The following is a 22364-nucleotide window of genomic DNA, read 5'->3' as shown; positions in this document are numbered from 1 at the left end:
ACGCGCGATGGAGCGTTTCGCCGCTCTTCAAGAACTTCGAGGAGTCAGCAACGCATAACAACAAGCAACACCCAGGATATCCGGGAAGAAAAACATGGCGGTGTCGCTGTTCGAGCACGAGCTGATCAAAACTACCCTGCCGAAAGCCAAAGAACTGCGTCGCGTTGCTGAGCCGCTGATCACTTTGGCCAAGATTGACAGCGTTGCTAACCGTCGTCTGGCATTTGACCGCACCCGTTCGAAAGAAATGGTCGGTAAACTGTTCAACGATCTGGGCAAGCGTTATGCAACTCGTGAGGGTGGCTACCTGCGCATCCTCAAGTGCGGCTTCCGCGCTGGCGACAACGCGCCAATGGCGTACGTCGAACTGGTTGATCGTCCTGTCGGTGGCTCTGTAGAAGCCGCTGAATAAGACATCAGTCATTACAAAGAACCGGGCCCAGTGCCCGGTTTTTTGTTGCCCGCTAATAGCAACTCTAAAGCCTGAATTGCTCCTAGAACGAGCTGATTCTAAGTGCTAAACGGAACCTTCCTCATTTACCCGCCTTTTCGATACCAAATGTCCGAATTTCGCCGGATTTCTGTGTTTATTTGACGTCCCGCGGGGTGACCAACCAGTCCGGTTGGTTCAAACTAACGCCTTTCACGAGGAGATGGACGGCGATGCAAGGCCACCCGGATGTAATTGATTACCTCAACACGCTGCTGACTGGCGAACTGGCTGCGCGCGACCAGTATTTTGTCCACTCGCGGATGTACGAAGATTGGGGTTTCAGCAAGCTGTATGAACGCATCAATCACGAGATGGAAGAAGAGGCACAACACGCTGATGCGTTGATGCGCCGGATTCTGATGCTCGAAGGCACTCCCCGCATGCGTCCTGACGATCTCGACGTGGGCACCACGGTACCTGAGATGCTCGCCAGTGACCTTCGTCTTGAGTACAAGGTGCGAGCCGCACTGTGCAAAGGTATTGCGCTCTGTGAGCAACACAGAGATTACGTCAGCCGTGACATCCTCCGCATTCAGCTCGCCGACACGGAAGAAGACCACACCTACTGGCTTGAAAAGCAGCTGGGACTGATCAAATCCATTGGTCTCGAGAATTACCTCCAGTCCCAGTTCTAAGTACTGAGACAGTCGTTACAAAAAAGCCCCTGCCGCATATCGCGTCAGGGGCTTTTTGTTAAGGCCATGCAATCAAGCGCGATCACGCTCCAGAAGCGGCTTCAAGTAATGGCCGGTATAGGACTGTTTCATGTCCGCCACCTGTTCTGGCGTGCCGGTCGCGATGATCTGCCCGCCTTTCGAACCCCCTTCAGGGCCCAGGTCGACCAGCCAATCGGCGGTCTTGATCACATCCAGGTTGTGCTCGATCACAACGACCGTGTTGCCGTGGTCGCGGAGGCGGTGCAAGACGTCCAGCAATTGCTGGATATCCGCAAAGTGGAGACCCGTGGTGGGCTCATCGAGGATGTACAGGGTCTTGCCGGTGTCACGCTTGGAGAGTTCGCGCGACAGCTTCACCCGCTGCGCTTCACCACCTGAAAGCGTGGTCGCCGATTGGCCCAGCTTGATGTAGGACAGGCCCACATCCATCAACGTCTGCAGCTTCCGGGCAAGGGCAGGCACGGCGTCGAAGAACGTCCTTGCCTCCTCGATCGTCATTTCCAGAACCTCGTGGACGTTTTTGCCCTTGTACTTCACCTCAAGCGTCTCACGGTTGTATCGCTTGCTCTTGCACACATCGCAAGGGACGTAGATGTCAGGCAGGAAATGCATCTCTACCTTGATCAGACCGTCGCCCTGGCACGCCTCGCAGCGACCGCCCTTGACGTTGAAGGAGAACCGGCCAGGCCCGTAGCCACGAGATCTCGATTCGGGCACGCCGGCGAACAATTCACGGATCGGCGTGAACAGACCGGTATACGTCGCTGGGTTTGACCGTGGTGTACGCCCGATAGGGCTCTGGTCAATATCCACGACTTTGTCCAGGTGCTGCAGGCCGTCAATGCTGTCGTGTGCCGACGCCTCAAGCGTCGTAGCGCCATTGAGGGCTGTGGCGCTGAGCGGAAACAGTGTGTTGTTGATCAGCGTCGACTTGCCCGAACCCGATACACCTGTCACGCAGGTCAGCAATCCGATTGGAATTTCCAGATCGACGTTGCGCAAGTTGTTGCCGCGCGCGCCTTTAAGTTTGAGCGACAGCTTTTTGTTGCGAGGCGTCCGCTTGGCAGGGACGGCGATCTTCACGCGGCCCGACAGGTATTTGCCCGTCAACGAATCCGGATGATCCATCACCTCCTGTGGCGTGCCCTCCGCAACGATCTGGCCGCCATGCACGCCCGCACCCGGACCGATGTCGACCACATAGTCGGCCAGCCGGATGGCGTCCTCGTCGTGTTCAACCACGATGACCGTATTGCCGATGTCTCGCAGGTGCCGCAACGTGTCGAGCAGCCGATCATTATCACGCTGATGCAGGCCGATTGAAGGCTCATCGAGGATGTACATCACGCCGACGAGGCCGGCACCGATCTGGCTGGCCAGACGAATCCGCTGCGCCTCGCCGCCGGAGAGCGTATCGGCGCTCCGGTCCAGTGTCAGATAGTCCAGCCCGACGTTGACGAGGAACTGCAGGCGCTCACGAATTTCCTTGAGAATCTTGTCTGCGATTTCACCGCGACGGCCCGTGAGCTTCAGCTCACCAAAATAATGAGTAGCGTCGCCAATTGGCATGTTGGTAACGGCAGGAAGTGTCTTCTCGCCGACCCAAACGTGACGGGCCTCACGGCGCAGGCGCGTGCCACGGCATTCGGGGCAAGGCTGCGTGCTGAGAAACTTCGCCAGCTCCTCGCGAACCGTGGTCGATTCGGTTTCCCGGTAGCGGCGCTCCAGATTGGGAACGATGCCTTCGAACGGGTGCGCACGTTTGACGATGTCGCCTCGATCGTTCAGATAACGGAAATCAACGCTGTCCTTGCCGCTGCCGCCCAGCAGGACCTTCTGCAGATCGGCAGGCAGTTCCTTGAACGGCACCTCGAGGCTGAAGCCGTAATGCTTCGCCAGCGAGCCGAGCATCTGGAAGTAATAGACGTTTCGCCTGTCCCAGCCACGAATCGCCCCTTCTGCCAGCGTCAGTTCGCCATTGACCAGACGCTTGGTGTCGAAGAATTGCTTCACGCCCAGCCCGTCGCAGGTCGGGCATGCGCCGGCGGGGTTGTTGAACGAGAACAGCTTTGGCTCCAGCTCGCTGATCGCGTGTCCGCAGATCGGGCAAGCGAAGCGGGCGGAGAAAATGATCTCTTCGCCTGGCTCATCGTCCATGGGCGCGACCAGCGCAATGCCGTCTGCCAGCTTGAGCGCGGTTTCGAACGATTCGGCCAAGCGCTGTTGCAGGTCCGACCGCACCTTGAAGCGGTCAACCACGACATCGATCGAATGCTTCTTCTGCTTGTCGAGCTTCGGCAGCTCGTCCAGTTCGCACAGTCGGCCATTCACCCGAGCGCGTACAAAACCCTGAGCGCGCAGCTCTTCAAAAATCGCCAGGTGCTCGCCTTTACGCTCCCGTACCACCGGGGCAAGCAGCATCAGCTTGGCGCCTTCGGGCTGCGCCAAGACCAGGTCGACCATCTGGCTGACGGTTTGCGCTTCCAAAGGAATGTCGTGATCCGGGCAGCGCGGCTGACCGACACGCGCATACAGCAGACGCAGGTAGTCGTAGATTTCGGTGATGGTGCCCACTGTCGAGCGCGGGTTGTGGGACGTGGACTTCTGCTCGATGGAAATGGCCGGCGACAGGCCTTCAATCGTGTCGACGTCCGGCTTCTCCATCATCGACAGAAACTGACGCGCGTAGGCGGACAGCGATTCGACGTAGCGGCGCTGGCCCTCGGCGTAGAGCGTATCGAACGCCAGGGACGATTTTCCTGAGCCGGACAATCCGGTGATGACGATCAGCTTGTCGCGTGGAAGGGTCAGGTCGATGTTCTTCAGGTTGTGGGTTCGAGCCCCACGAATCAAGATCTTGTCCAAAGCTGGCCTCGCACGGCGGGCGTGTAAAACGTGGAAGTATACGGGGAAATACTGGATGGATACACACTGTTGAGGATCGCGCCGCCTCACTCGGAAAAAAGAATATTCCTGCGATGCGCGGCAAACCGTCGTATGTGCTCTACACGATGGGACTGGTAGAATCGCCGCCGGTTCATACGAGGTTTCTTCATGCACGATTCTCACAGCGAGCGCATGAGCGGCAGCGAAACCCGCGCGGCGGGCGGGCTGGCGCTGGTGTTCGCCTTCCGTATGCTTGGCATGTTCATGGTGCTGCCCGTCCTCGCCACTTACGGGATGGACCTGGCCGGCGCGAGCCCGGCGCTCATCGGTCTGGCGATCGGCGCTTACGGCCTGACGCAAGCGGTGTTGCAGATTCCGTTTGGCATCATCTCCGATCGCATCGGCCGTCGCCCCGTCATTTATCTGGGGCTGATCGTGTTCGCGCTCGGCAGCGTCCTGGCGGCCCAGTCCACCTCGATCTGGGGCGTGATCGCCGGTCGGGTCCTGCAAGGCGCGGGTGCCATCTCCGCTGCGGTCATGGCCTTGCTGTCCGATCTGACCCGTGAGCAGCATCGCACCAAAGCCATGGCGATGATCGGCATGACGATTGGCGTGTCGTTCGCCGTGGCAATGGTGGTCGGCCCCATTCTGACCAGTGCATTTGGATTGTCCGGGCTGTTTCTGGCGACCGGCGCCATGGCGCTGGTTGGCGTGGCGATCGTTGCCTTCGTCGTGCCCAAATCCACGGTGACGCTGCAGCACCGTGAATCCGGTCTGGCGCGACAGGCATTGGGCGCAACGCTCCGTCACCCCGACCTGTTGCGCCTGGATTTGGGTATCTTCGCGTTGCACGCCATGCTGATGTCCAGTTTCGTGGCATTGCCGCTGGCGCTGGTCGAAAAAGCCGGCCTGCCCAAAGAGCAGCACTGGTGGGTGTATCTGACTGCGCTGCTGATTTCCTTCTTCGCGATGATCCCCTTCATCATCTACGGCGAAAAGAAGCGTCAGATGAAGCGCGTTTTGCTCGGCGCCGTGCTGGTGCTGATGCTCACTGAGCTATTCTTCTGGGAGTTCGGCGACACGCTGCGAGCGTTGGTCATCGGTACCGTGGTCTTTTTCACCGCATTCAATCTGCTTGAAGCGTCGCTGCCGTCGCTGATCAGCAAGGTATCTCCGGCGGGCGGGAAGGGCACGGCGATGGGGATTTATTCCACCAGTCAGTTCCTGGGTTCGGCGGCGGGGGGCATTCTCGGTGGGTGGCTTTTCCAGCATGGCGGACTGGATGTGGTGTTCCTCGGCGGCGCCGGGCTGGCCGCCATCTGGCTGGCGTTTGCTGTTACCATGCGCGAACCTCCCTACGTAACCAGCCTTCGCTTGCCGTTGTCGCCCGAGGCTCAACGCGACACAGGCCTTGCCGATCGCGTGTTGGCCGTACGCGGAGTAACAGATGCAGTAGTGGTTGCCGACGAGGCTGCCATCTATATCAAATTTGACAAAGAACTGTTGGATCGGGCGTCTTTCGACGAAGTGGTCAATCCAGCGTCGGAAACGTGTGAAGCCTAGGAGAACGTTATGGCCCGTGGGGTAAACAAAGTCATATTGGTCGGCACGTGCGGCCAGGATCCCGAAGTCCGCTACATGCCTAACGGTAATGCCGTGACCAACCTGAGTCTGGCAACAAGCGAACAGTGGACCGACAAGCAAACCGGTCAGAAGGTCGAGAAGACCGAATGGCACCGCGTTTCGATGTTCGGCAAGGTTGCGGAAATCGCCGGCGAGTACCTGCGCAAGGGTTCGCAGGTGTACATCGAAGGCAAGCTGCAGACCCGCGAATGGGAAAAAGACGGCATCAAGCGTTACACGACTGAAATCGTCGTGGACATGCAAGGCACCATGCAGTTGCTCGGTGGCCGTCCTCAAGGCGATGGCGCCCCTCAGGGCCAGGGTGGTGGCGGTTATCAGAACTCCCAGAACTCCGCGCCGCGTCCGCAGCAACAGGCACGCCCGCAGCAGTCCGCTCCTCAGCCACAGCGTGAATCGCGTCCTGCGCCGCAACAAGCGCCGCAGCCAGCGCCTGATTTCGACAGCTTCGACGACGATATCCCGTTCTAAGCAGCGCGCTACCCGAACTCGATAACGCCGCAAACAAAAGCCCCCGCACAGCTCAGCTGTCGGGGGCTTTGTTTTGGGTCGCGTTCGAGGATTACAGACCCAGATCCGACAGCCCGGGATGATCGTCAGGACGGCGGCCCAGCGGCCAGTGAAACTTGCGATCTGCTTCTTTGATCGGCATGTCATTGATGCAGGCGAAACGTCGCGCCATCAAGCCGTCTTCATTGAATTCCCAATTCTCGTTGCCGTACGAGCGGAACCAGTTACCTGAGTCGTCGTGCCATTCGTAGGCGTAACGGACCGCGATGCGGTTATCGGTGAACGCCCAAAGCTCTTTGATCAGGCGGTAGTCGAGCTCCTTGTTCCACTTGCGGATCAGGAAATTTTTTGCCTCTTCACGGTTCTCGGCAAAGTCTGCGCGGTTGCGCCATTTAGTGTCGAGCGTGTAGGCCAACGAGACCTTTTCAGCATCCCGGCTGTTCCAGCCATCTTCCGCCAGGCGAACCTTTTCGATGGCGGACTCTCGGGTGAAAGGGGGAAGTGGCGGGCGAGTCTGGGCATTGGACGACATAGGGACCTCCAGGCGGTGATGATTCGGCGGTGGGTGGGACGTTTGTGGCTAGGAGCTGGAGCGCGAGTGCTGTTCAAGCATCAACTGCGCAACAGCCTTGGCACTCTCTGCAGCGCTGTAGTCACCCATGACGCGGGCAACGGTGATCGCGCCTTCCATGAGGATGAGCAGCTGTTTGGCCAATACTTGCGGATCGGCAATCCCGAGCTGCTCGCAGAGCTCCAGCGTGTAGTCCAGCAGCTTCTGTTTGTGCAGTTTGGCGATCAGACGAATGGGGTCCTGCGGGTCGCCGACTTCGCCTGCCGTATTGATAAATGCGCAGCCGCGAAAACCTTCGGACTCGAACCAGCCCTTGAGCACGTCAAACATATTCAGAATGCGCGCTTCAGGGGTATCGGCCTTGTCGGATTCAGTCCGGAACCAGTCCATCCAGCGCACGTCGCGGGCGTTGAGTGCCGCAGCCGCGACGTCGTCTTTGGTGGCGAAGTAGCGATAGATGCTCTTCCTCGCGACGCCCGACGTCTTCACCAGAAGGTCCATGCCCGTGGCCTGGATGCCGTTCTGGTAGATGAGCCGTTCGGCGGTCGCGAGGATTTTCTCGCGGGTGTTGGTCGTTGATGTGTTCATGACGCAGAAGGTAGAACGTGCGTTCTCCCGCGTCAAGCCACTCATTCAAAAACAGGTCAACGCACCTGATCGGATTCCGGCAGCGCACGTTTCAAATCGTCTGCGCCGGGTGAGGCCTTGGCCAGCGTAACGGGGATGGATTTAGCCGCAGGCACCTTGCTCCGTTCAGCGTGGTGCCACAGCGGAACGAGTGGATTGCACTCGGGGTAATACGCCGCGCAGCAGTTCTCGGGTATGTCATAGGCAATGATCTGCAACGGCCCTACAGAACGCCTGACCTGCGGCTCGATGGCGGTAGTAACGTTGACCCAGTCTCCCGGTTTGAAGCCCAGTCGCAGAACATCGTTGCGGTTCATGAAGATGACCGCGCGCGTGCCGCTGACACCACGGAAGCGATCTTCGTAGCCGTAGATCGTGGTGTTGAACTGGTCATTGCTGCGCAACGTCATCAGCTGCAGCACATCGCGGCGAGTGTGATTCGGGTACACGTCATCGTCTTCTTCCAGCAGCTCGGGCGTGATGAACATCGCTCGGCCGCTCTCGGTTTTCCATTCACGCTTTGCTGCGGCAATGGGTCGATGAAAACCGCCGGTTTCCCACATGCGGGTTTCCATGTCGTGGAAAATTTCGGGATAGACCTGAGCGATGCCCTGACGAATCAGCTTGTAATCGCGGCGCCAGGCGTCCCAATCGATTCGGGTGGCCCCGGGTAATGCTGCCTCGGCGATGCCAGCGAGAATGGCGATTTCGGCGCGGGCGTGGGCGCTGGCCGGTTCGCTGTTACCCTGCCAGGCCCGCACGCAGCCGGTACTGTCTTCAGTGGTGTAAACCTGCTCGACGCCGTTTTGCACATCCTTTTCGATGCGCCCGAGGCAGGGCAATACCCAGGCGTTTTTACCCGGGACCAGATGCGTGCGGTTCAGCTTGGTTGCGATCTGGACGTTCAGGTCCAACGTGTTCCACGCCGGCTCCATGCGGGACGTATCCGGGATCGCCCGTAGAAAATTCCCGCCGAGTCCGATGAACCCGCGCACGCTCCCGTCCAGCAGTCCTTCGCAGGTCTCAACGGTGTTCAAGCCTTTTTTCGTAGGGATCGTGAAGCCATAAAGCGCCTCAATCTTATCCACAGGAATTTTTTTCGGGTCTTCGGTAATGCCGACCGTGCGCTGCCCCTGCACGTTGGAGTGACCGCGCACTGGACAAATCCCGGCGCCGCGCTTGCCGATGTTGCCGCGTAGCAGGAGCAGATTCACCAGCATTTGCACGTTGGTCACGCCGCGCCGGTGCTGTGTGATGCCCATCCCGTAAACCAGCATCACGCGCTCGTGTCTGGCGTACACCGTCGCTACAGCCTCCAGCGCACTGCGGCTGAGTCCTGCCTGACGCTCGATAGTTTCCCACGGCGTTTCGAGCGCGCAGTTGCAGAACTCAGCGAATCCCTCGGTGTGTTGGGCAATGAACGCCTGATCGATGATCCCGGGCTGTCCCTTAGCCAACGCCGCCTCGTCCATTTCAAAGAGCGATTTTGCGATGCCCAGCACAACCGCCGTGTCGCCGCCAATCGCCAACTGGTGATATTGCGTGCTGATGACGGTCGACTTCGGCCCGAGCATCTCCACGGGGGACTGCGGATTGACGAAGCGTTCGAGACCGCGCTCGCGGATCGGATTGAACGTGATGATCGGCACGTCACGCTGCCGGGCTTCACGCAGTTGATGCAGCATCCGTGGGCTGTTGCTGCCTACGTTCTGGCCGAAAAACAGGATGCAATCGGTGTGTTCGAAGTCATCCAGCGTCACCGTGCCTACCGGTACGCCGATACTTTCCTGCAAGCCGACCGAGGTGCTCTCGTGGCACATGTTCGAGCTGTCGGGCAGATTGTTGTTGCCGTAGGCGCGGGCGATGAGCTGGTACATGAACGACGTTTCCAGCGAGGCCCGGCCCGACGCATAAAAAACCACGCTGTCGGGCGTCATGCTTTTCAGCTGCCCACCAATGTCACGGTAGGCTTCCTCCCACGTGGTTTCCTGGTAGCGATCGGTCGCCGCGTTATAACGCATGGGGTGCGTGAGGCGACCCTGTTGCTCAAGGTCATAATCGGGCCACTGGCGCAGCTCGGTGAGGGTGTGACGGGCGAAAAAGGCCGGGTCGGTCTTGCGCGACGTCAGCTCCCAGGCCGTGGCCTTCGCGCCGTTTTCGCAGAACTCGAGGCTGTGGGGTTTGCCGGGCTTGGCCCATGCGCAGCTGACGCAGGCAAACCCGCCCGGCTTGTTCTGCTTGATCAGCGGCAGCCCCGCGCGGATCGGCGCCTGCTCGCGCCAGAGGATCTCCATCACCGACTTCGCCGAGCCCCAACCGCCGGCGGCGGACGTGTAGGGACGGAAATGAGCTTTGGGATGGATGAGTGACATGGAGTTGATCCTCGGCGGAGCGGGCGCACTGGAGACAGTCGCCCTCGTTAAGGCTACGACGAAGCGGCTCGGTAAAGGTTCGTTACATTTCTCGGTGAGGCGGCCGTCAACGGCCAACATGACGATTGCGTGCCGGAAACGAACTTGCCGGATGAAATTCGATCAGTTCCAGAGGGCCGATTTTTCCACGGTTCTCTGACCGAAGGAGTGACTCGCGTTTTGCCGAATTTCAAACCCTTTCTGTTGCTTTGCCTGCTGTTAAGCGTTTGCAGCGTCAATGTTCAAGCCGCCGACGCACCCGCCGCAACCACCGCTCCCGCTGCGGCAACTGCCGACCCGGCGCCGGAGGATCCTGCCAAAGCGGAGATTCTGGTCAAAGGCGGACTGCTCGGCGCCATCAGTTCCAGCATCGACAGCGTGCAAGACAAGCTCGATGTGGATGGCCACTTGCTCGACTCCTGGCGCCTGCGGGCCGACCGCGCCGCCGACGAGATCGACGCGCTGGTCAACAAACCACAGTCGCGGTCAGCCTGGCGGATCGCCGGCGATTTCGTGATGCTTTCTCTGGTGTGGGCGGTGGCATTCCTGCTGCTCAACCGCATCGGCGCGTTTCTCGTGACCCGGTTATCACGGCACCGGTTTTTGATCCGCCGCGGTCGCGTGGTCGGGGTGCTGGGCTATGTGCTGCCATACATGGTGCCGGCACTCATCTGTCTGCCGCTGACGCTGTACGTCAGTCACTTCATGCCGACGTCGGTGGGCCGCGCGCTGGCGCTGTGTCTGGCTTATTCGACCAGCAGCGGGATTTTCTCCACCTCGGTGCTGTTGTCGCTGATCGTGCTGTTCAACTCGGGCCACAAACGGCCGGCGGTGCGCATCATTCGTCACTACGCGCCACACCCGTTATTCATCATTGGTTTTCTCGCGGCGTTGAGCGACGCGTTGACCAGCCCGCAGATTGCCAGGCTGTTCGGCGGCAACGTGACCACCAGCATCGCGGCGTTCACCGGGCTGATGGCGTCGGTCATGTTTGGCATGGTGGTCATCCGCATGCGCCGGCCGATCGCGCATCTGATCCGCAACCGCTCGCTAGGCGCGCGGCTGGCGAGGCCAGCGGTGCAACAGACGCTGAAGATTTTCTCCAGCCTGTGGCACTTGCCGATCCTGCTGATGATTCTGGTCTCGGCGGTGAACCTGATCGGCGCCGGCGAAGGCAGCCAGGAAGCCTTGCGTTGTGCATTGCTGACGACGGTGCTGTTGATTGGCGCGGTGTTTCTCAGCACCTTGTTCCAGCACATGTTCAAGCCCACCGAGGCGCGGACCGACAGTGTTTACAAGGAGCGTCTGCTGAGCCTGTTGCACGCAGTGATGCGTATCGCGCTGGCGATTGGCTTCATCGAGTTGCTGGGCCGGATCTGGGGTTTCTCGCTGTTTGAATTTGCCCAACGCAATGCGCTGGGCAAAGTGATCAGCGATTCCCTGAGCAGCATCGGTCTGATCCTGCTGGTGACCTGGCTGCTGTGGGTGGTGATGGACACGGCTATTCAGGAAGCCCTGAAACCGCCGGCGAATGCGCGTTCCTCGCGTCAGCCGAGCACGCGGGTGAAAACCATCCTGCCGCTGCTGCGCAACGCGATGAAGATCATCCTCGTGGTGATCTGCACCATCACGACCATGGCGAACCTGGGCATCAACGTCGCGCCACTGCTGGCCGGTGCCGGGGTTGTCGGTCTGGCGATCGGTTTCGGTTCGCAGCAGTTGGTGCAGGACGTCATTACCGGACTGTTCATCATCATCGAGGACACCATTTCCATCGGCGACTGGGTGGTGCTGGATTCAGGTCATGCCGGTACGGTCGAGAGCCTGACGATCCGCACCCTGCGTCTGCGCGACGGCAAGGGCTTCGTGCATTCGGTGCCGTTCGGGCAAATCAAGGCCGTCACTAACCAGTCCCGGCAGTTCGCTTACGCATTCTTCTCGTTCCAGTTCACCTACGACACGGACGTGGACGCGGCGACCTCGTTGATTCGTGAAGCCGGGCAGTCGATCAGTGACGATTTGCTGCTGGCGAGCAAACTGCAGGGCCCGCTGGAAGTGTTCGGGCTGGACCGCATGGACATGAACGGGATCGTCATCACCGCGCAGTTCCGTACGTCATCGGGCGGGCAGTATGCGGTGAGCCGTGCGTTCAACGATCGGCTCAAGCGGCTTGTGGATAAGTCGGCTGACGTGCGATTCGCGCAAACTTATCCACAACTGATAATGAGCCCGCACAATCGTCAGGCGCCTGAAGGCGAGGGGGGCGAAGAGGGAGCCGAGCAACGGGCGCTGCCTGGCAAGACATCCGTGGTGAACAAGGACGGGTCCGAAAGCCCGGTTTGACATACTGGGCAGCTGGCGCGAGCTCGAAATTGTAGGAGCCGGCTTGCTGGCGAAAGCTTCCGGTCAGGCCCTGCATCGGTGTCAGACCTGCAGGGTTCGCCAGCAAGCCGGCTCCTACGGATTGGGATTAACCACGATCCATGGAACGACGTAAAGCCCCTGTAGGAGCGCGCTTGCCCGCGAAGGCGTCAGTACATCCAACATCGTGTTTGGCCGGGACACCGCCTTCGCCAGCAAGCCGCTCCCCAGCGATTGGCTGCGGCCTACCTGAACAATCGGTCGCGCACCTGCAACATCAGCGCCTCATCCACTTCGCCCCAGTATTGCGGCTTGCCGGCGATGATGGCGGCGATGGGGATGCCGTCGCGGTAAACCAGTTTGTTGCCCACAATCGCCGGGACTTTCGCGCCGGGCAGCAGGGTCCCGGCGAGGTTGAGCGGGTCGACTCCACTGACGGCAATCAGGCTGCCGTCCAGCGGGCGATTGCGGACTTCGCGCAATAGCGGGATGGCTTCGGGCAACGCGAACTGCTCACCAGCCAGCCCTGCCACAAAGCGTCCGCCCCGAATCTCTCCGCGCGCTTCAAGCCGGTGGAACGTGCGCAGCAGCTCGCGCCACGTCGGCAGCCAGTCCGCCTCGCGCTCCAGCAGGCGCCAGAACACCACGCCGTATCGGCGCAGCAAGGTCATGGCGACATGCTCTAGCGTGTCGCTGTCGATCCGTTGCGGCGCGCCGTCTTCCTTCGCCGGCGCGCGACGCAACAGCGCCCAGCGCCCGGCATCGTCCATGCCGCCAATGAACGCGCCGCGGTTACGTCGACTGGTGTGGCTGGCGCGTTTGCTCGCCGGGGTGATCAGTGCCCGCAGCCCGGCGAAACTGTCGGCATTGACCAGCCCGGCGCCCACCAACTCCTGCAGCGCTGTTTCCAGTTCAGCCCGCAGCAAGTGCGCTTCGCCGGTCAGCTCGTCGAAAAACATCGCGCCCTGGCTCGACAACACCTCATGAACCTTCTGCGCGCGCAGTGATAACTCGGTCGGCGCCGGCTGTTCGGTCAGCCCGGTCCACAGGCGAACCTGCGGTCGCGGCAGCAGCACAATCGGCGTACTGCGCAACGCAGCGCTGCCAACCTTGTTGCGACTGGTCAGACGCATCCATACCACCTTGCCGGACCGACACAGGTCATCCAGCCAGATTGATGAATAGTCCTTCAAGCGAGCCGGAAGCAGATCACTGTCCCACGCGCCCGCGGCTGACGAAAAACCTTCCAGTTGCGCAACGACTTCCGGCAGCGCGGCTTTGCCCTGACTCTGGGTCGTGACAGACAGATGCTGCCAGTCGAACAGAAAACGCGTGAAATCCTGCAGCGACACCGGCTCGATTTCCCGGCGCAGGCGTTTGACCGTGTAACGATGGATGCGCGACAGCAGATGCCGCTCGCACCACTGTTCCTCGCGGGCGTCAGGGCTGAACTGGCCGCGCAGCACGTAACCTTCGTTCTCCAGCTGCGCCAGTGCCTGAGCGACCTCGTTCTGTGTCAGCGCCAACGGCTCGGCGATGGCAGCGACCGTGAGCGGGCCGAAGCCGCCAAGCCGCGCCCGCACGATTTCGACGCGCGCTTCTTCCTCGCTCCACGCTTCATCGAACCCGGCCAACGCTGCCAACGGCGGGTGCATTTCGGCGGCGGGATAGATCGCCTGCAAACAGGTCAGCCGCTCCAGCGGAATCCACAATGCCTGCTCAGGGGTGACCTGCAAGCGCGTGCCGCGACCGGAGCGCGCGAGGCTCTCCAGCCATTTCATCCAGTCGCCGTGCTCGCGGGCCTCAACGCCGGTGATGCAGCCCAGGCTCATCAGCGCCTCGTGCATCTCATCCACGTTTTGCGGCTGCGGCCAGGCTTCATCGGCCACCGCTTTGATCGCATCGACATCCAGCGCGCCGAGATCGTCGGTGGATTCCGGGTCGCTCCAGCGCCGATTGAGCACCGCCTGGGTGCGACGCTCTTCCAGCGGCGCGTTGTCGAGAAACGCATACGGCTTGGCGTTGAGGATTTCCGCCGCCAGCGGCGAGGGCGCGGGCAGATCGCGACTGATCAGGCGCACTTCGCCGTTTTCCATGCGCCGCAGCAGTTTCAGCCAGCCTTCGGCGTCCATGGCTTCGTGCAGGCAGTCGTCCAGGGTCTGCTCGATCAGCGGATGCTCCGGAACATCGCGCTCGCCCACCAGATTCTCCAGGCAGGCGATCTGGTCCGGAAAAACCGTGGCGATCAGGTCATCGCTCTTGATTCGTTGCAGCTGCGGCGCCACTTTTCGTCCGCCGGCGTAGCGCGGCAGGGCCAATGCGACACCGGCGTTCCAGCGCCAGCGCACGCCGAACAGCGGCGCATCCAGCACTGCCTGAATCAGCAAATGCTCGGCAGTGGCGGTGTTGAGATAACGCCAGACTTCATCGAGCGCAAAGCTGTGCGCTGTGGACAACGACAGCACGATGGCGTCCTCGCTGGCGGCGGCTTGCAGCTCGAAGTTGAAGGTGCGGCAGAAGCGCTTGCGCAACGCCAGACCCCACGCGCGATTGACCCGGCTGCCGAACGGGGAGTGAATCACCAGTTGCGTGCCGCCGGACTGATCGAAAAAGCGCTCAATGACCAACGTGTCCTGGGACGGCAGTGCGCCCAGAGCCGAGTGCGCGCGGCCGAGGTATTCAATGATCTGCTCGGCGCTGGCGAGGTCCAGACCCAGGCTTTTCATCAGCCAGTCCACACAGGCCTGGAGATTGCCGGGGTGGGCGCAGAGCTGCTCGTCGATGTCGGCCTGTAAACGGGCGACGGCAAAAGACAACTCATCGCTGCGCCCCGGCGCCTCACCCATCCAGAACGGAATGTTCGGCGGCATGCCGTGGGCGTCCTCGACCCGCACGCGGCCGGACTCGATGCGCAGAATCCGGTAGGACGTGTTGCCCAGCTGGAAGATGTCACCCGCCGCGCTTTCCACGGCGAAGTCTTCGTTGACCGTGCCGATGTTCAGCGCCTGGGGTTCGAGGACGACGCTGTAATCGGCGTTGTCCGGAATCGTGCCGCCGCTGGTGACCGCCGTGAGTTTGCTGCCGCGCCGGCCACGCAAGGTGCGGGTCACCGCGTCGCGATGCAGGTACGCCGCGCGCACGCCCTGCCGCCCGCTGTAACCCTCGGCGAGCATGCTCAGCAGCGCCTGATAATGGCCTTCGTCGACGTCAGCGTAGGGCGAAGCCTTGCGGAACAGCGCGAGCAAGTCTTGCTCCTGCCATTCCTGACAACTGACTTCAGCGATGATCTGCTGCGCCAGCACATCCAGCGGCGCCTTGGGAATGACCAGCGTGTCGAGCTCGCCTCGACGCACACAATCCAGCAGCGCCGCGCACTCGATCAGATCATCCCGAGACACCGCAAACAGCCGCCCCTTGGGTGTGCCGCCTACGTGGTGACCGGAGCGGCCCACGCGCTGCAAAAAGGAGGCGATGGAGCGGGGCGAGCTGATCTGGCAGACCAGATCGACGTCGCCAATGTCGATCCCCAGTTCCAGCGAAGCCGTGGCGATCAACACTTGCAGGTCACCGCGCTTGAGGCGCTGTTCGGCGTCGAGTCGTTGCTCTTTGGCCATGCTGCCGTGGTGGGCGGCGACCGCCTCTTTACCGAGACGCTCACTCAGATGCCGCGCCATGCGCTCGGCCAGGCGCCGGGTGTTGACGAAAATCAGGGTGGTGCGGTGTTCACGCGCCAGCACCGCGAGCCGGTCGTAGACCAGTTGCCAGACGTCACTGGACATCACGGCGCTCAGGGCAACCGGCGGCACTTCGATAGCCAGATCCCGAGGGCGCGCGTGGCCGATGTCGACGATGGCGCAAGGGCGGCTGACCGGATCGCTGCCTACTAGAAAACGTGACACGCGTTCGATGGGTTTTTGCGTCGCCGACAGGCCGATGCGCAACAGCGGTTTTGCACACAACGCCTGCAAACGCTCCAGCGTCAGGGCGAGATGACTGCCGCGCTTGCCGGCCGCGATGGCGTGAATCTCATCGACGATGACGGTCTGGGTGCTCGCGAGCATCCGCCGCCCGGAGTCGGAGCCCAGCAGCACGTACAGCGATTCCGGCGTCGTGACCAAAATGTTCGGCGCGGTTTTGCGCATGGCCGTGCGTTCTTTCTGCGGCGTGTCACCGGTGCGCACAGCCGTGGTGATGCGCAGGCCGGGCAGGCCTTGCTGGATCAGGTGATCCGTGATGCCCGCCAGCGGGTTCTGCAGATTGATCTGGATGTCGTTGGACAGCGCTTTCAAGGGCGAAACGTACACCACGAAGGTCTCGTCCGGCAGCTCGCCGCCCCTCTCCAGCCCTTGATGGACCAGATCATCGATGACCGCCAGAAACGCCGTCAGGGTTTTCCCGGAGCCGGTGGGCGCGGCGATCAACGTTGACTCGCGGCGTTTGATCAGCGGCCACGCCTGGGCCTGGGCTGCGGTAATGGCCGGGAACGTCGAGCGAAACCACGCGCTGACCGCCGGATGAAAGGCGTCGAGCACCGGGTCGGGCGTCTGGGGAAGGTTCATCCGCAATTAATGCGGGCGCCGGCGGGTAGATGCAAGGGTCAGATGCTCAGGGGAAGACACAAGGGCGAGTGGTCGGTGGCGGGTTTCAGGGGCGGCCGCACGCGCGGATGCCCGCCGTTGTTGGGACTTGCCCAACGACGTGTTATGTTTGCGGACGTTTTTCACCTATTTTTAATCGACCTGAAGACTGAGCCTGCTGACTCTATGCGAATGCGCCTTATGCTGTTGGGCGGCGGGAATGCCCTCGGGCAGGCGTTGATTCGTCTAGGTGCCGAGGAGAACATCGGATTCCTCGCGCCGCGTCCACCGCAAGACGGTTGGGATGCGGCAAGCCTGACGCAACTGCTCGATGACACCCGCCCGGATGCCTTGATCAATCTCGCTTACTACTTCGACTGGTTTCAGGCGGAGCGGGTAAGCGCTGACAGGCTGGATAATCAGGAACGCTCCATCGAGCGTCTCGCTGAACTGTGCCAGCACCACAATATTGTCCTCGTTCAACCGTCCAGCTACCGCGTGTTCGACGGTTCGCGGGCGACGGCGTACAGCGAAAAGGACGAGCCCGTGCCGCTGGGTTCCCGTGGTCAGGCCTTGTGGCGCATCGAGCAAAGCGTGCGTGCAACCTGCCCGCAGCATGTACTGCTGCGTTTCGGCTGGCTGCTCGACGACAGCGCCGAAGGTGTGCTCGGGCGCTTTCTCAGTCGCGCCGAATCCCCCGGCGAATTGCTGCTGGCAGATGACCGTCGTGGCAATCCGACCCCGGTCGACGATGCCGCGAGGGTGATCATTTCCGTGCTCAAACAGCTCGATTGCGCCGCGCCGTTGTGGGGCACTTATCACTACGCCGGCCACGAAGCGACCACGCCACTGGCATTCGGTCAGGCCGTGTTGACCGAAGCCCGTCTGCTGCGCCCGCTGGCGATCGAAACGCCGACTGCGCAGGCCCATGCCGCGCGTCCGGACGCCAGCGAAGAGCCGCAGAACGCCGTGCTCGCCTGCAAGAAAATTCTCCACACTTTCGGTATCAAGCCACGCGCCTGGCGTGCCGGCTTGCCCAATCTACTGGACCGCTATTACCGCCATGTCTGATGCTCCTGTCCTCATCACCGGCGGCGCCGGTTTCATCGGTTCGCACCTGACCGACGCGCTGCTTGCCAAGGGCTATGCGGTGCGTATTCTCGACGACCTGTCCACCGGCAAGGGCAGCAACCTGCCGCTGGACAACCCGCGCGTCGAGTTGATCGAAGGTGATGTGGCGGATGCCGCGCTGGTGGCCCGGGCGGCTTTGGGTTGTCAGGCCGTTGCGCACCTGGCTGCCGTCGCTTCGGTCCAGGCCTCGGTGGATGATCCGGTGAAGACGCACCAGAGCAATTTCATCGGCACGCTGAATGTCTGTGAAGCAATGCGTCAGGCCGGCATCAAGCGCGTGGTGTTTGCTTCAAGCGCTGCGGTTTACGGCAACAACGGCGAAGGCGAGGCCATTACCGAAGACACGCCGAAAGCACCGCTGACCCCGTATGCGTCGGACAAATTGGCCGGTGAGCACTACTTCGATTTCTATCGCCGTCAGCACGGTTTCGAGCCTGTGGTGTTCCGCTTCTTCAACATCTTCGGCCCGCGCCAGGATCCTTCTTCGCCGTACTCCGGCGTGATCAGCATCTTCGCAGAGCGTGCGGTAAACGGTCTGCCGATTGCGGTGTTCGGCGATGGCGAGCAGACACGGGACTTCTTCTATGTCGAGGACCTGGTTGACCTCGTGGTGCAGGGCATCGAAATGCCGACGGTGGAAGAGGGCGCGGTGAATGTCGGGCTGAACGCGACGACTTCGCTGAACGAGCTGTTGGGCGCCCTTGCCGAGGTGGTCGGGGATCTGCCGCCAGTGAGCTACCTGCCCGCACGCTCGGGCGACATCAAGCATTCGCGCGCAAGTAATCAACGTCTGCTTGAGCGGTTCAACGTGCCCGAGCCGACGCCGCTGAAAGTCGGGTTGGCGCGGCTGCTGGGGCGCTGAAACCCGCACAGCAAAAAGGCACCGGTGAGGTGCCTTTTTTGTGCCTGCTCGGTCGGGCGCAAGCGCTTAGAACGTGTAACCCACACCGACCATGTACACCCACGGATCGACGTCCACGTTCACTTTGGTCCGGCCGACGCCCAGCGCCGACGGGCCGTCCAGCGTGGCTTGGGTGTCGATGTCCACGTACCAGACGGCGGCGTTGAGCATGATCTTGTCCGTCAGCATGTAGTCCGCGCCGATCTGACCGGCCCAGCCCCACGAGTTCTTGATGTGCAGGTTGTTCATGCCCTGGCCTTTGCGTTCGCTGCTCAGGTTTTCATCGTAGAACCAGGTGTAGTTCACGCCGACACCGGCGTACGGCTGGAATTTCGACGTCGCGTCCATCGGGTAGTACTGCAGCGACAGGGTCGGCGGCAGCTGTTTCACGTTCGCCAGCTTGCCGTCCAGCCCCGGCCCGAGGCCTTTGATCCCGACGGTGTGCTGGAACGGCGTTGCCGCGAGTAATTCGAGGCCGACGTGATCGGTGAGCATGTAGGCGAAGGTCAGGCCCAGTTGGGTGTCGCTGGTCAGCGTCGCTTTGGTGCCCGGGACCTTGGCACCATCGAGCTTCAGATTCCCGCTTTCTTCGTTGGGCGCCGTCGTGGCAGAGCCGGCGCGAACGATGAAATCACCGGCCTGGTGAGCTTGCGCGGCGAGGGGGATACCGAGTGCAAGCGCGAGCAGGGGCGCGCTGAGCAGGTACTTGTGCATGGGGGCTCCGTAAGGGCATAAAAAAGAGATGCCGTATGTTACGAAGCGTCTAGGTCGCGGTTTTTGACCTGGCTCAATGAAAAAGTGATTAAGCAACTTGTTGTATTGGAGTCGGGCTGCGGGGGGGCATGCGTGATGCACTGGCCCTACATGGCAAGCTCTTGAATTGGCGATGACCCGTGACCCACCGTAGGAGCCGGCTTGCTGGCGAACGCACCAAGTCAGACGCTGCAACATCGGCTGACCTGCCGGGTTCGCCAGCAAGCCGGCTCACAGATCAGCATCCGATCGGGCTCATCGGTGTCCGGGATGAGCGCTCACTGCTCATCCGGCATTTCGTAGACCAGAATCTTGTCTGCTTCCATCTGGTAACCCGCATCGGCCAATTCGCTGGTTGAGGATTTAACCTGCATCGGGCCTTCGATCCAGTACGGCTGGTACAACTCGTCCACCTTGACGCCCAGTTCGCTGGTCACGTGGACGATCTGATTGGGCGGCGGCGGAGGCACGTGAATGCAGGCGCCGAAATACGGCACCAGAAGAAACTCGGTCACGCGACCTTCCTCACTGACTTCCAGCGGCACGATATAACCCGGCAGCCGCACGCGCTCGCCATCCAGCGACTTGACCACCGGCGCATGGGGCGCCAGTTGATGGGCGGCGGGCGCGGACTCGACGGACAGGGTGTCCGCCAGGCTCGACAGGTTATGGATCGGCGCGGTGATCAGCTTCACCGGCGGCGCGTCGGGCGGGATCATTTCCTGCCACGTCAGCACCCGCAGGTCCTGGGCCCACAGCGGCGTCGCGCCGAGGATCAACAGCAACATCCAACCCATCCGCATCACTACGACCTCATAAACGAATCGACAACCCGTCTGCCAGCGACTGGCGATAGGCGCGCCACGCGGGCACGGTGCCCATCAACACGGCAGCGCCGAGAATGCCCGCCAGCAGCGTCCACTCGTAGGTGCTCGGCAGAGACAGCGGCAGGTACAAACCGTAATTGGCCTGCACGTAACCCTGCGCGGAGGCGATGCCGATGTAAAGCAGCGCCAGTCCGCAGACCGATCCCCCCAGCGCCAGGGCAAACGCTTCCAGCACCAACAGACTGGCGATGTGCCAAGGGCGTGCGCCCACCGAGCGCAGAATCGCCATCTCCCGGCGCCGCTCGTTGAGGCTGGTGAGAATCGCCGTCAGCATGCCGATCAACCCGGTCAGCACGACGAACAACGAGATCACGAACAGCGCTTTTTCAGCCGTGCCCATCAGGCTCCACAACTCCTGCAACGCCACCCCCGGCAGAATCGCCAGCATCGGCTCGCCGCGGAACTCGTTGATGTCGCGCTGCACCGCAAAGGTCGCGATCTTGCTGTTCAGCCCAAGCATGAAGGCGGTGATGGCGGTGGGCGTGAGGTCCATGTTGCGGGCCTGATCGGCGCTGATCCGACCGGCGCCTTGGGCGGGCACGCCGTTGTGCCAGTCGATGTGAATCGCTTCCATGCCGCCCAGGCTGATGTGCAGCGTGCGGTCTACCGGCGTGCCGGTGCGTTTGAGAATGCCGACCACGGTGAACGGCTTGTCGTCATGCTTGACCAGACTCACCGTCGCGACGCCATGGGCCAGCACCAGTTTGTCGCCGAGCTTGTAATGCAGTGCGTCGGCCACCTCCGCACCGAGCACCACTTCAAACGGATCGGTGGCGAACGGCCGGCCGTCGGCCAGCTCCAGGTGCTGCTGACGACCGTACTGGTAATGCTCGAAATACGATTCGTTGGTGCCCATCACGCGATAGCCGCGATGGCTGTCGCCGAGGGAAATCGGAATCGCCCACTTCACCTGCTTGCTGTTGGCGAAGTGCTCGAAGCTGTCCCAGCGAATGTTGTTGGTGGCATTGCCAATGCGGAACACCGAGTACAGCAGCAGGTTGACCGAGCCCGAGCGCGCGCCGACGATCAGGTCCGTGCCACTGATGGTGCTGGCGAAACTCGCGCGCGCTTCGGTGCGCACCCGTTCGACCGCCAGCAGCAGGCAGACGGAGAGGGCGATGGCGAACGCGGTGAGGAATGCAGTAAAGCGGCGGTTGGCGAGGCTGGCCAGCGCCAGACGAAGAAGATACATCTCAGAGCTCTCCAGCGACGGCGGCCCGATTGAGTTCGGCCAGCGACAGGTTGCGATCAAACAGCGGCGCCAGGCTTTGATCGTGACTGACGAATAACAGGCTGGCGCCGGCCTCGCGGCATTCGGCGAACAGCAGCTGAATGAAGGCTTCGCGGGCGTCGGCGTCCAGCGCCGACGTGGGTTCGTCGGCGATGACCAGTTCCGGCTGGCCGATCAGGGCGCGTGCGGCAGCGACGCGTTGTTGCTGACCGATGGACAGCGAATCGGCGCGGCGGCCGAGCATTTCAGGGTCTTTCAAGCCCAGGTGAGCGAGCAGGGTTTCAGCCGCTTTATCGACGCTGCCGTGGCGTTGCGTCGCGCGCTGGGTGCGTAGTTTGGAAAAGCGGCACGGCAGCTCGACGTTCTCGCGCACTGACAAAAACGGCAGCAGGTTGAACTGCTGGAAAATGTAGCCCGTGTGATCGACGCGAAAGCGGTCCCGCGCCCCGGCCGAGAGCTGCGTCAGCTCCTGACCGAGCAGGCGAACGCTGCCGCGACTGGGGCGCTGCACGCCGCCCAGCAGCCCCAGCAGCGTGGTTTTGCCGCTGCCACTGGGACCTTTGAGGAACAGGGTCTCGCCGGCATCGAGGCGAAACGCCGGAATGTCCAGCAGCTGCGGATGCCCCGGCCAGTTGAAGCCGAGTTCGGACAATTCAATGAGCGCTTGAGTCATGGCCACACGTGCGTCTGAAAAGTGATCGACCGGG

At 61.6% G+C, this 22364-nt stretch carries 16 protein-coding genes; 7 read left to right on the top strand and 9 right to left on the bottom strand.

The genetic code is table 11. The annotated features are described in order from the left end of the window. Positions 1 to 94 precede the first annotated feature (94 nt). Positions 95 to 412: a 50S ribosomal protein L17 gene (gene rplQ / locus ACQKEN_RS22200; protein ID WP_427688786.1), complete on the top strand. Its 318-nt coding sequence runs from the start codon at positions 95 to 97 to the stop codon at positions 410 to 412. 251 nt (positions 413 to 663) lie between these two features. Then, positions 664 to 1128, top strand: a complete 465-nt coding sequence (bfr, locus tag ACQKEN_RS22195; RefSeq protein ID WP_122623962.1) for a bacterioferritin — start codon at positions 664 to 666, stop codon at positions 1126 to 1128. Between the two features lie 72 nt (positions 1129 to 1200). On the opposite strand, the gene uvrA is transcribed toward bfr, so the two are convergent. After that, the gene (gene uvrA / locus ACQKEN_RS22190) at positions 1201 to 4035 is read right to left on the bottom strand and encodes an excinuclease ABC subunit UvrA (RefSeq protein WP_427688784.1); all 2835 of its coding nucleotides are present in this window, start codon (positions 4033 to 4035) and stop codon (positions 1201 to 1203) included. Between the two features lie 189 nt (positions 4036 to 4224). Here uvrA and ACQKEN_RS22185 point away from each other — a divergent pair, with 189 nt between their 5' ends. Further along, positions 4225 to 5619, top strand: coding sequence for an MFS transporter (locus ACQKEN_RS22185; RefSeq protein ID WP_074891760.1), 1395 nt, complete (start codon positions 4225 to 4227; stop codon positions 5617 to 5619). A 9-nt stretch (positions 5620 to 5628) separates the two neighbouring features. Then, entirely contained in the window at positions 5629 to 6168 is a 540-nt protein-coding gene (locus tag ACQKEN_RS22180; protein WP_037017756.1) for a single-stranded DNA-binding protein, read from the top strand. 91 nt (positions 6169 to 6259) lie between these two features. Here ACQKEN_RS22180 and ACQKEN_RS22175 read toward each other — a convergent pair whose 3' ends face one another. The 3 genes from ACQKEN_RS22175 to ACQKEN_RS22165 are packed head-to-tail and all read right to left on the bottom strand — an operon-like array spanning position 6260 to position 9777. Next, positions 6260 to 6739 carry a DUF1348 family protein gene (locus ACQKEN_RS22175; RefSeq protein ID WP_282370165.1) on the bottom strand — a complete coding sequence of 160 codons (480 nt, stop codon included), beginning with the start codon at positions 6737 to 6739 and terminating at the stop codon, positions 6260 to 6262. Between the two features lie 48 nt (positions 6740 to 6787). Beyond that, a complete protein-coding gene (locus tag ACQKEN_RS22170; protein WP_427688781.1) occupies positions 6788 to 7366 on the bottom strand; it encodes a TetR/AcrR family transcriptional regulator in 579 nt (192 codons plus the stop codon). Positions 7367 to 7422: 56 nt separating this feature from the next. Further along, a complete protein-coding gene (locus ACQKEN_RS22165) occupies positions 7423 to 9777 on the bottom strand; it encodes an FdhF/YdeP family oxidoreductase (RefSeq protein WP_427688779.1) in 2355 nt (784 codons plus the stop codon). A gap of 219 nt (positions 9778 to 9996) precedes the next feature. On the opposite strand from ACQKEN_RS22165, the gene ACQKEN_RS22160 reads away from it, so the two are divergent. Then, positions 9997 to 12159 (top strand): mechanosensitive ion channel family protein, encoded by a 2163-nt coding sequence (locus tag ACQKEN_RS22160; protein WP_427688777.1) that lies wholly within the window; start codon positions 9997 to 9999, stop codon positions 12157 to 12159. Between the two features lie 263 nt (positions 12160 to 12422). Here the strand turns inward: ACQKEN_RS22160 and ACQKEN_RS22155 are convergent, their stop codons facing one another. Next, the gene (locus tag ACQKEN_RS22155; protein ID WP_427688775.1) at positions 12423 to 16736 is read right to left on the bottom strand and encodes a DEAD/DEAH box helicase; all 4314 of its coding nucleotides are present in this window, start codon (positions 16734 to 16736) and stop codon (positions 12423 to 12425) included. Positions 16737 to 16940: 204 nt separating this feature from the next. Here ACQKEN_RS22155 and ACQKEN_RS22150 point away from each other — a divergent pair, with 204 nt between their 5' ends. Continuing rightward, positions 16941 to 17825, top strand: a complete 885-nt coding sequence (locus ACQKEN_RS22150) for a sugar nucleotide-binding protein (protein ID WP_122624068.1) — start codon at positions 16941 to 16943, stop codon at positions 17823 to 17825. Beyond that, the gene (locus ACQKEN_RS22145; protein ID WP_427688773.1) at positions 17818 to 18747 is read left to right on the top strand and encodes an NAD-dependent epimerase/dehydratase family protein; all 930 of its coding nucleotides are present in this window, start codon (positions 17818 to 17820) and stop codon (positions 18745 to 18747) included. The genes ACQKEN_RS22150 and ACQKEN_RS22145 overlap by 8 nt, the downstream gene beginning before the upstream one ends. A gap of 66 nt (positions 18748 to 18813) precedes the next feature. Here ACQKEN_RS22145 and ACQKEN_RS22140 read toward each other — a convergent pair whose 3' ends face one another. The 4 genes from ACQKEN_RS22140 to ACQKEN_RS22125 all read right to left on the bottom strand — a co-directional run bounded on the left by ACQKEN_RS22140 (position 18814) and on the right by ACQKEN_RS22125 (position 22330). Next, positions 18814 to 19500 carry an OmpW/AlkL family protein gene (locus ACQKEN_RS22140; RefSeq protein WP_427688771.1) on the bottom strand — a complete coding sequence of 229 codons (687 nt, stop codon included), beginning with the start codon at positions 19498 to 19500 and terminating at the stop codon, positions 18814 to 18816. Between the two features lie 317 nt (positions 19501 to 19817). Next, positions 19818 to 20327: a DUF3299 domain-containing protein gene (locus ACQKEN_RS22135; RefSeq protein WP_427688769.1), complete on the bottom strand. Its 510-nt coding sequence runs from the start codon at positions 20325 to 20327 to the stop codon at positions 19818 to 19820. 25 nt (positions 20328 to 20352) lie between these two features. Beyond that, complete coding sequence (locus tag ACQKEN_RS22130; RefSeq protein ID WP_108121501.1) at positions 20353 to 21618, bottom strand: ABC transporter permease; 1266 nt, start codon at positions 21616 to 21618, stop codon at positions 20353 to 20355. A 1-nt stretch (position 21619) separates the two neighbouring features. Next, positions 21620 to 22330: an ABC transporter ATP-binding protein gene (locus ACQKEN_RS22125; RefSeq protein ID WP_427688767.1), complete on the bottom strand. Its 711-nt coding sequence runs from the start codon at positions 22328 to 22330 to the stop codon at positions 21620 to 21622. Positions 22331 to 22364: the final 34 nt, after the last annotated feature.

Source organism: Pseudomonas sp. NPDC078416 (genome assembly GCF_050268485.1).
GTDB lineage: Bacteria > Pseudomonadota > Gammaproteobacteria > Pseudomonadales > Pseudomonadaceae > Aquipseudomonas.
This window is presented reverse-complemented; position numbering and strand designations above follow the sequence as displayed.

What these genes read in the sequence shown, in the direction of transcription:
- ACQKEN_RS22140 (WP_427688771.1), bottom strand. Translation starts at nt 19,500, where the DNA reads ATGCACAAGTACCTGCTCAGCGCGCCCCTGCTCGCGCTTGCACTCGGT.
- ACQKEN_RS22150 (WP_122624068.1), top strand. Translation starts at nt 16,941, where the DNA reads ATGCGAATGCGCCTTATGCTGTTGGGCGGCGGGAATGCCCTCGGGCAG.
- ACQKEN_RS22130 (WP_108121501.1), bottom strand. Translation starts at nt 21,618, where the DNA reads ATGTATCTTCTTCGTCTGGCGCTGGCCAGCCTCGCCAACCGCCGCTTT.
- ACQKEN_RS22170 (WP_427688781.1), bottom strand. Translation starts at nt 7,366, where the DNA reads ATGAACACATCAACGACCAACACCCGCGAGAAAATCCTCGCGACCGCC.
- ACQKEN_RS22180 (WP_037017756.1), top strand. Translation starts at nt 5,629, where the DNA reads ATGGCCCGTGGGGTAAACAAAGTCATATTGGTCGGCACGTGCGGCCAG.
- ACQKEN_RS22155 (WP_427688775.1), bottom strand. Translation starts at nt 16,736, where the DNA reads ATGAACCTTCCCCAGACGCCCGACCCGGTGCTCGACGCCTTTCATCCG.
- ACQKEN_RS22165 (WP_427688779.1), bottom strand. Translation starts at nt 9,777, where the DNA reads ATGTCACTCATCCATCCCAAAGCTCATTTCCGTCCCTACACGTCCGCC.
- ACQKEN_RS22175 (WP_282370165.1), bottom strand. Translation starts at nt 6,739, where the DNA reads ATGTCGTCCAATGCCCAGACTCGCCCGCCACTTCCCCCTTTCACCCGA.
- rplQ (WP_427688786.1), top strand. Translation starts at nt 95, where the DNA reads ATGGCGGTGTCGCTGTTCGAGCACGAGCTGATCAAAACTACCCTGCCG.
- ACQKEN_RS22185 (WP_074891760.1), top strand. Translation starts at nt 4,225, where the DNA reads ATGCACGATTCTCACAGCGAGCGCATGAGCGGCAGCGAAACCCGCGCG.
- ACQKEN_RS22145 (WP_427688773.1), top strand. Translation starts at nt 17,818, where the DNA reads ATGTCTGATGCTCCTGTCCTCATCACCGGCGGCGCCGGTTTCATCGGT.
- ACQKEN_RS22135 (WP_427688769.1), bottom strand. Translation starts at nt 20,327, where the DNA reads ATGTTGCTGTTGATCCTCGGCGCGACGCCGCTGTGGGCCCAGGACCTG.
- bfr (WP_122623962.1), top strand. Translation starts at nt 664, where the DNA reads ATGCAAGGCCACCCGGATGTAATTGATTACCTCAACACGCTGCTGACT.
- ACQKEN_RS22125 (WP_427688767.1), bottom strand. Translation starts at nt 22,330, where the DNA reads ATGACTCAAGCGCTCATTGAATTGTCCGAACTCGGCTTCAACTGGCCG.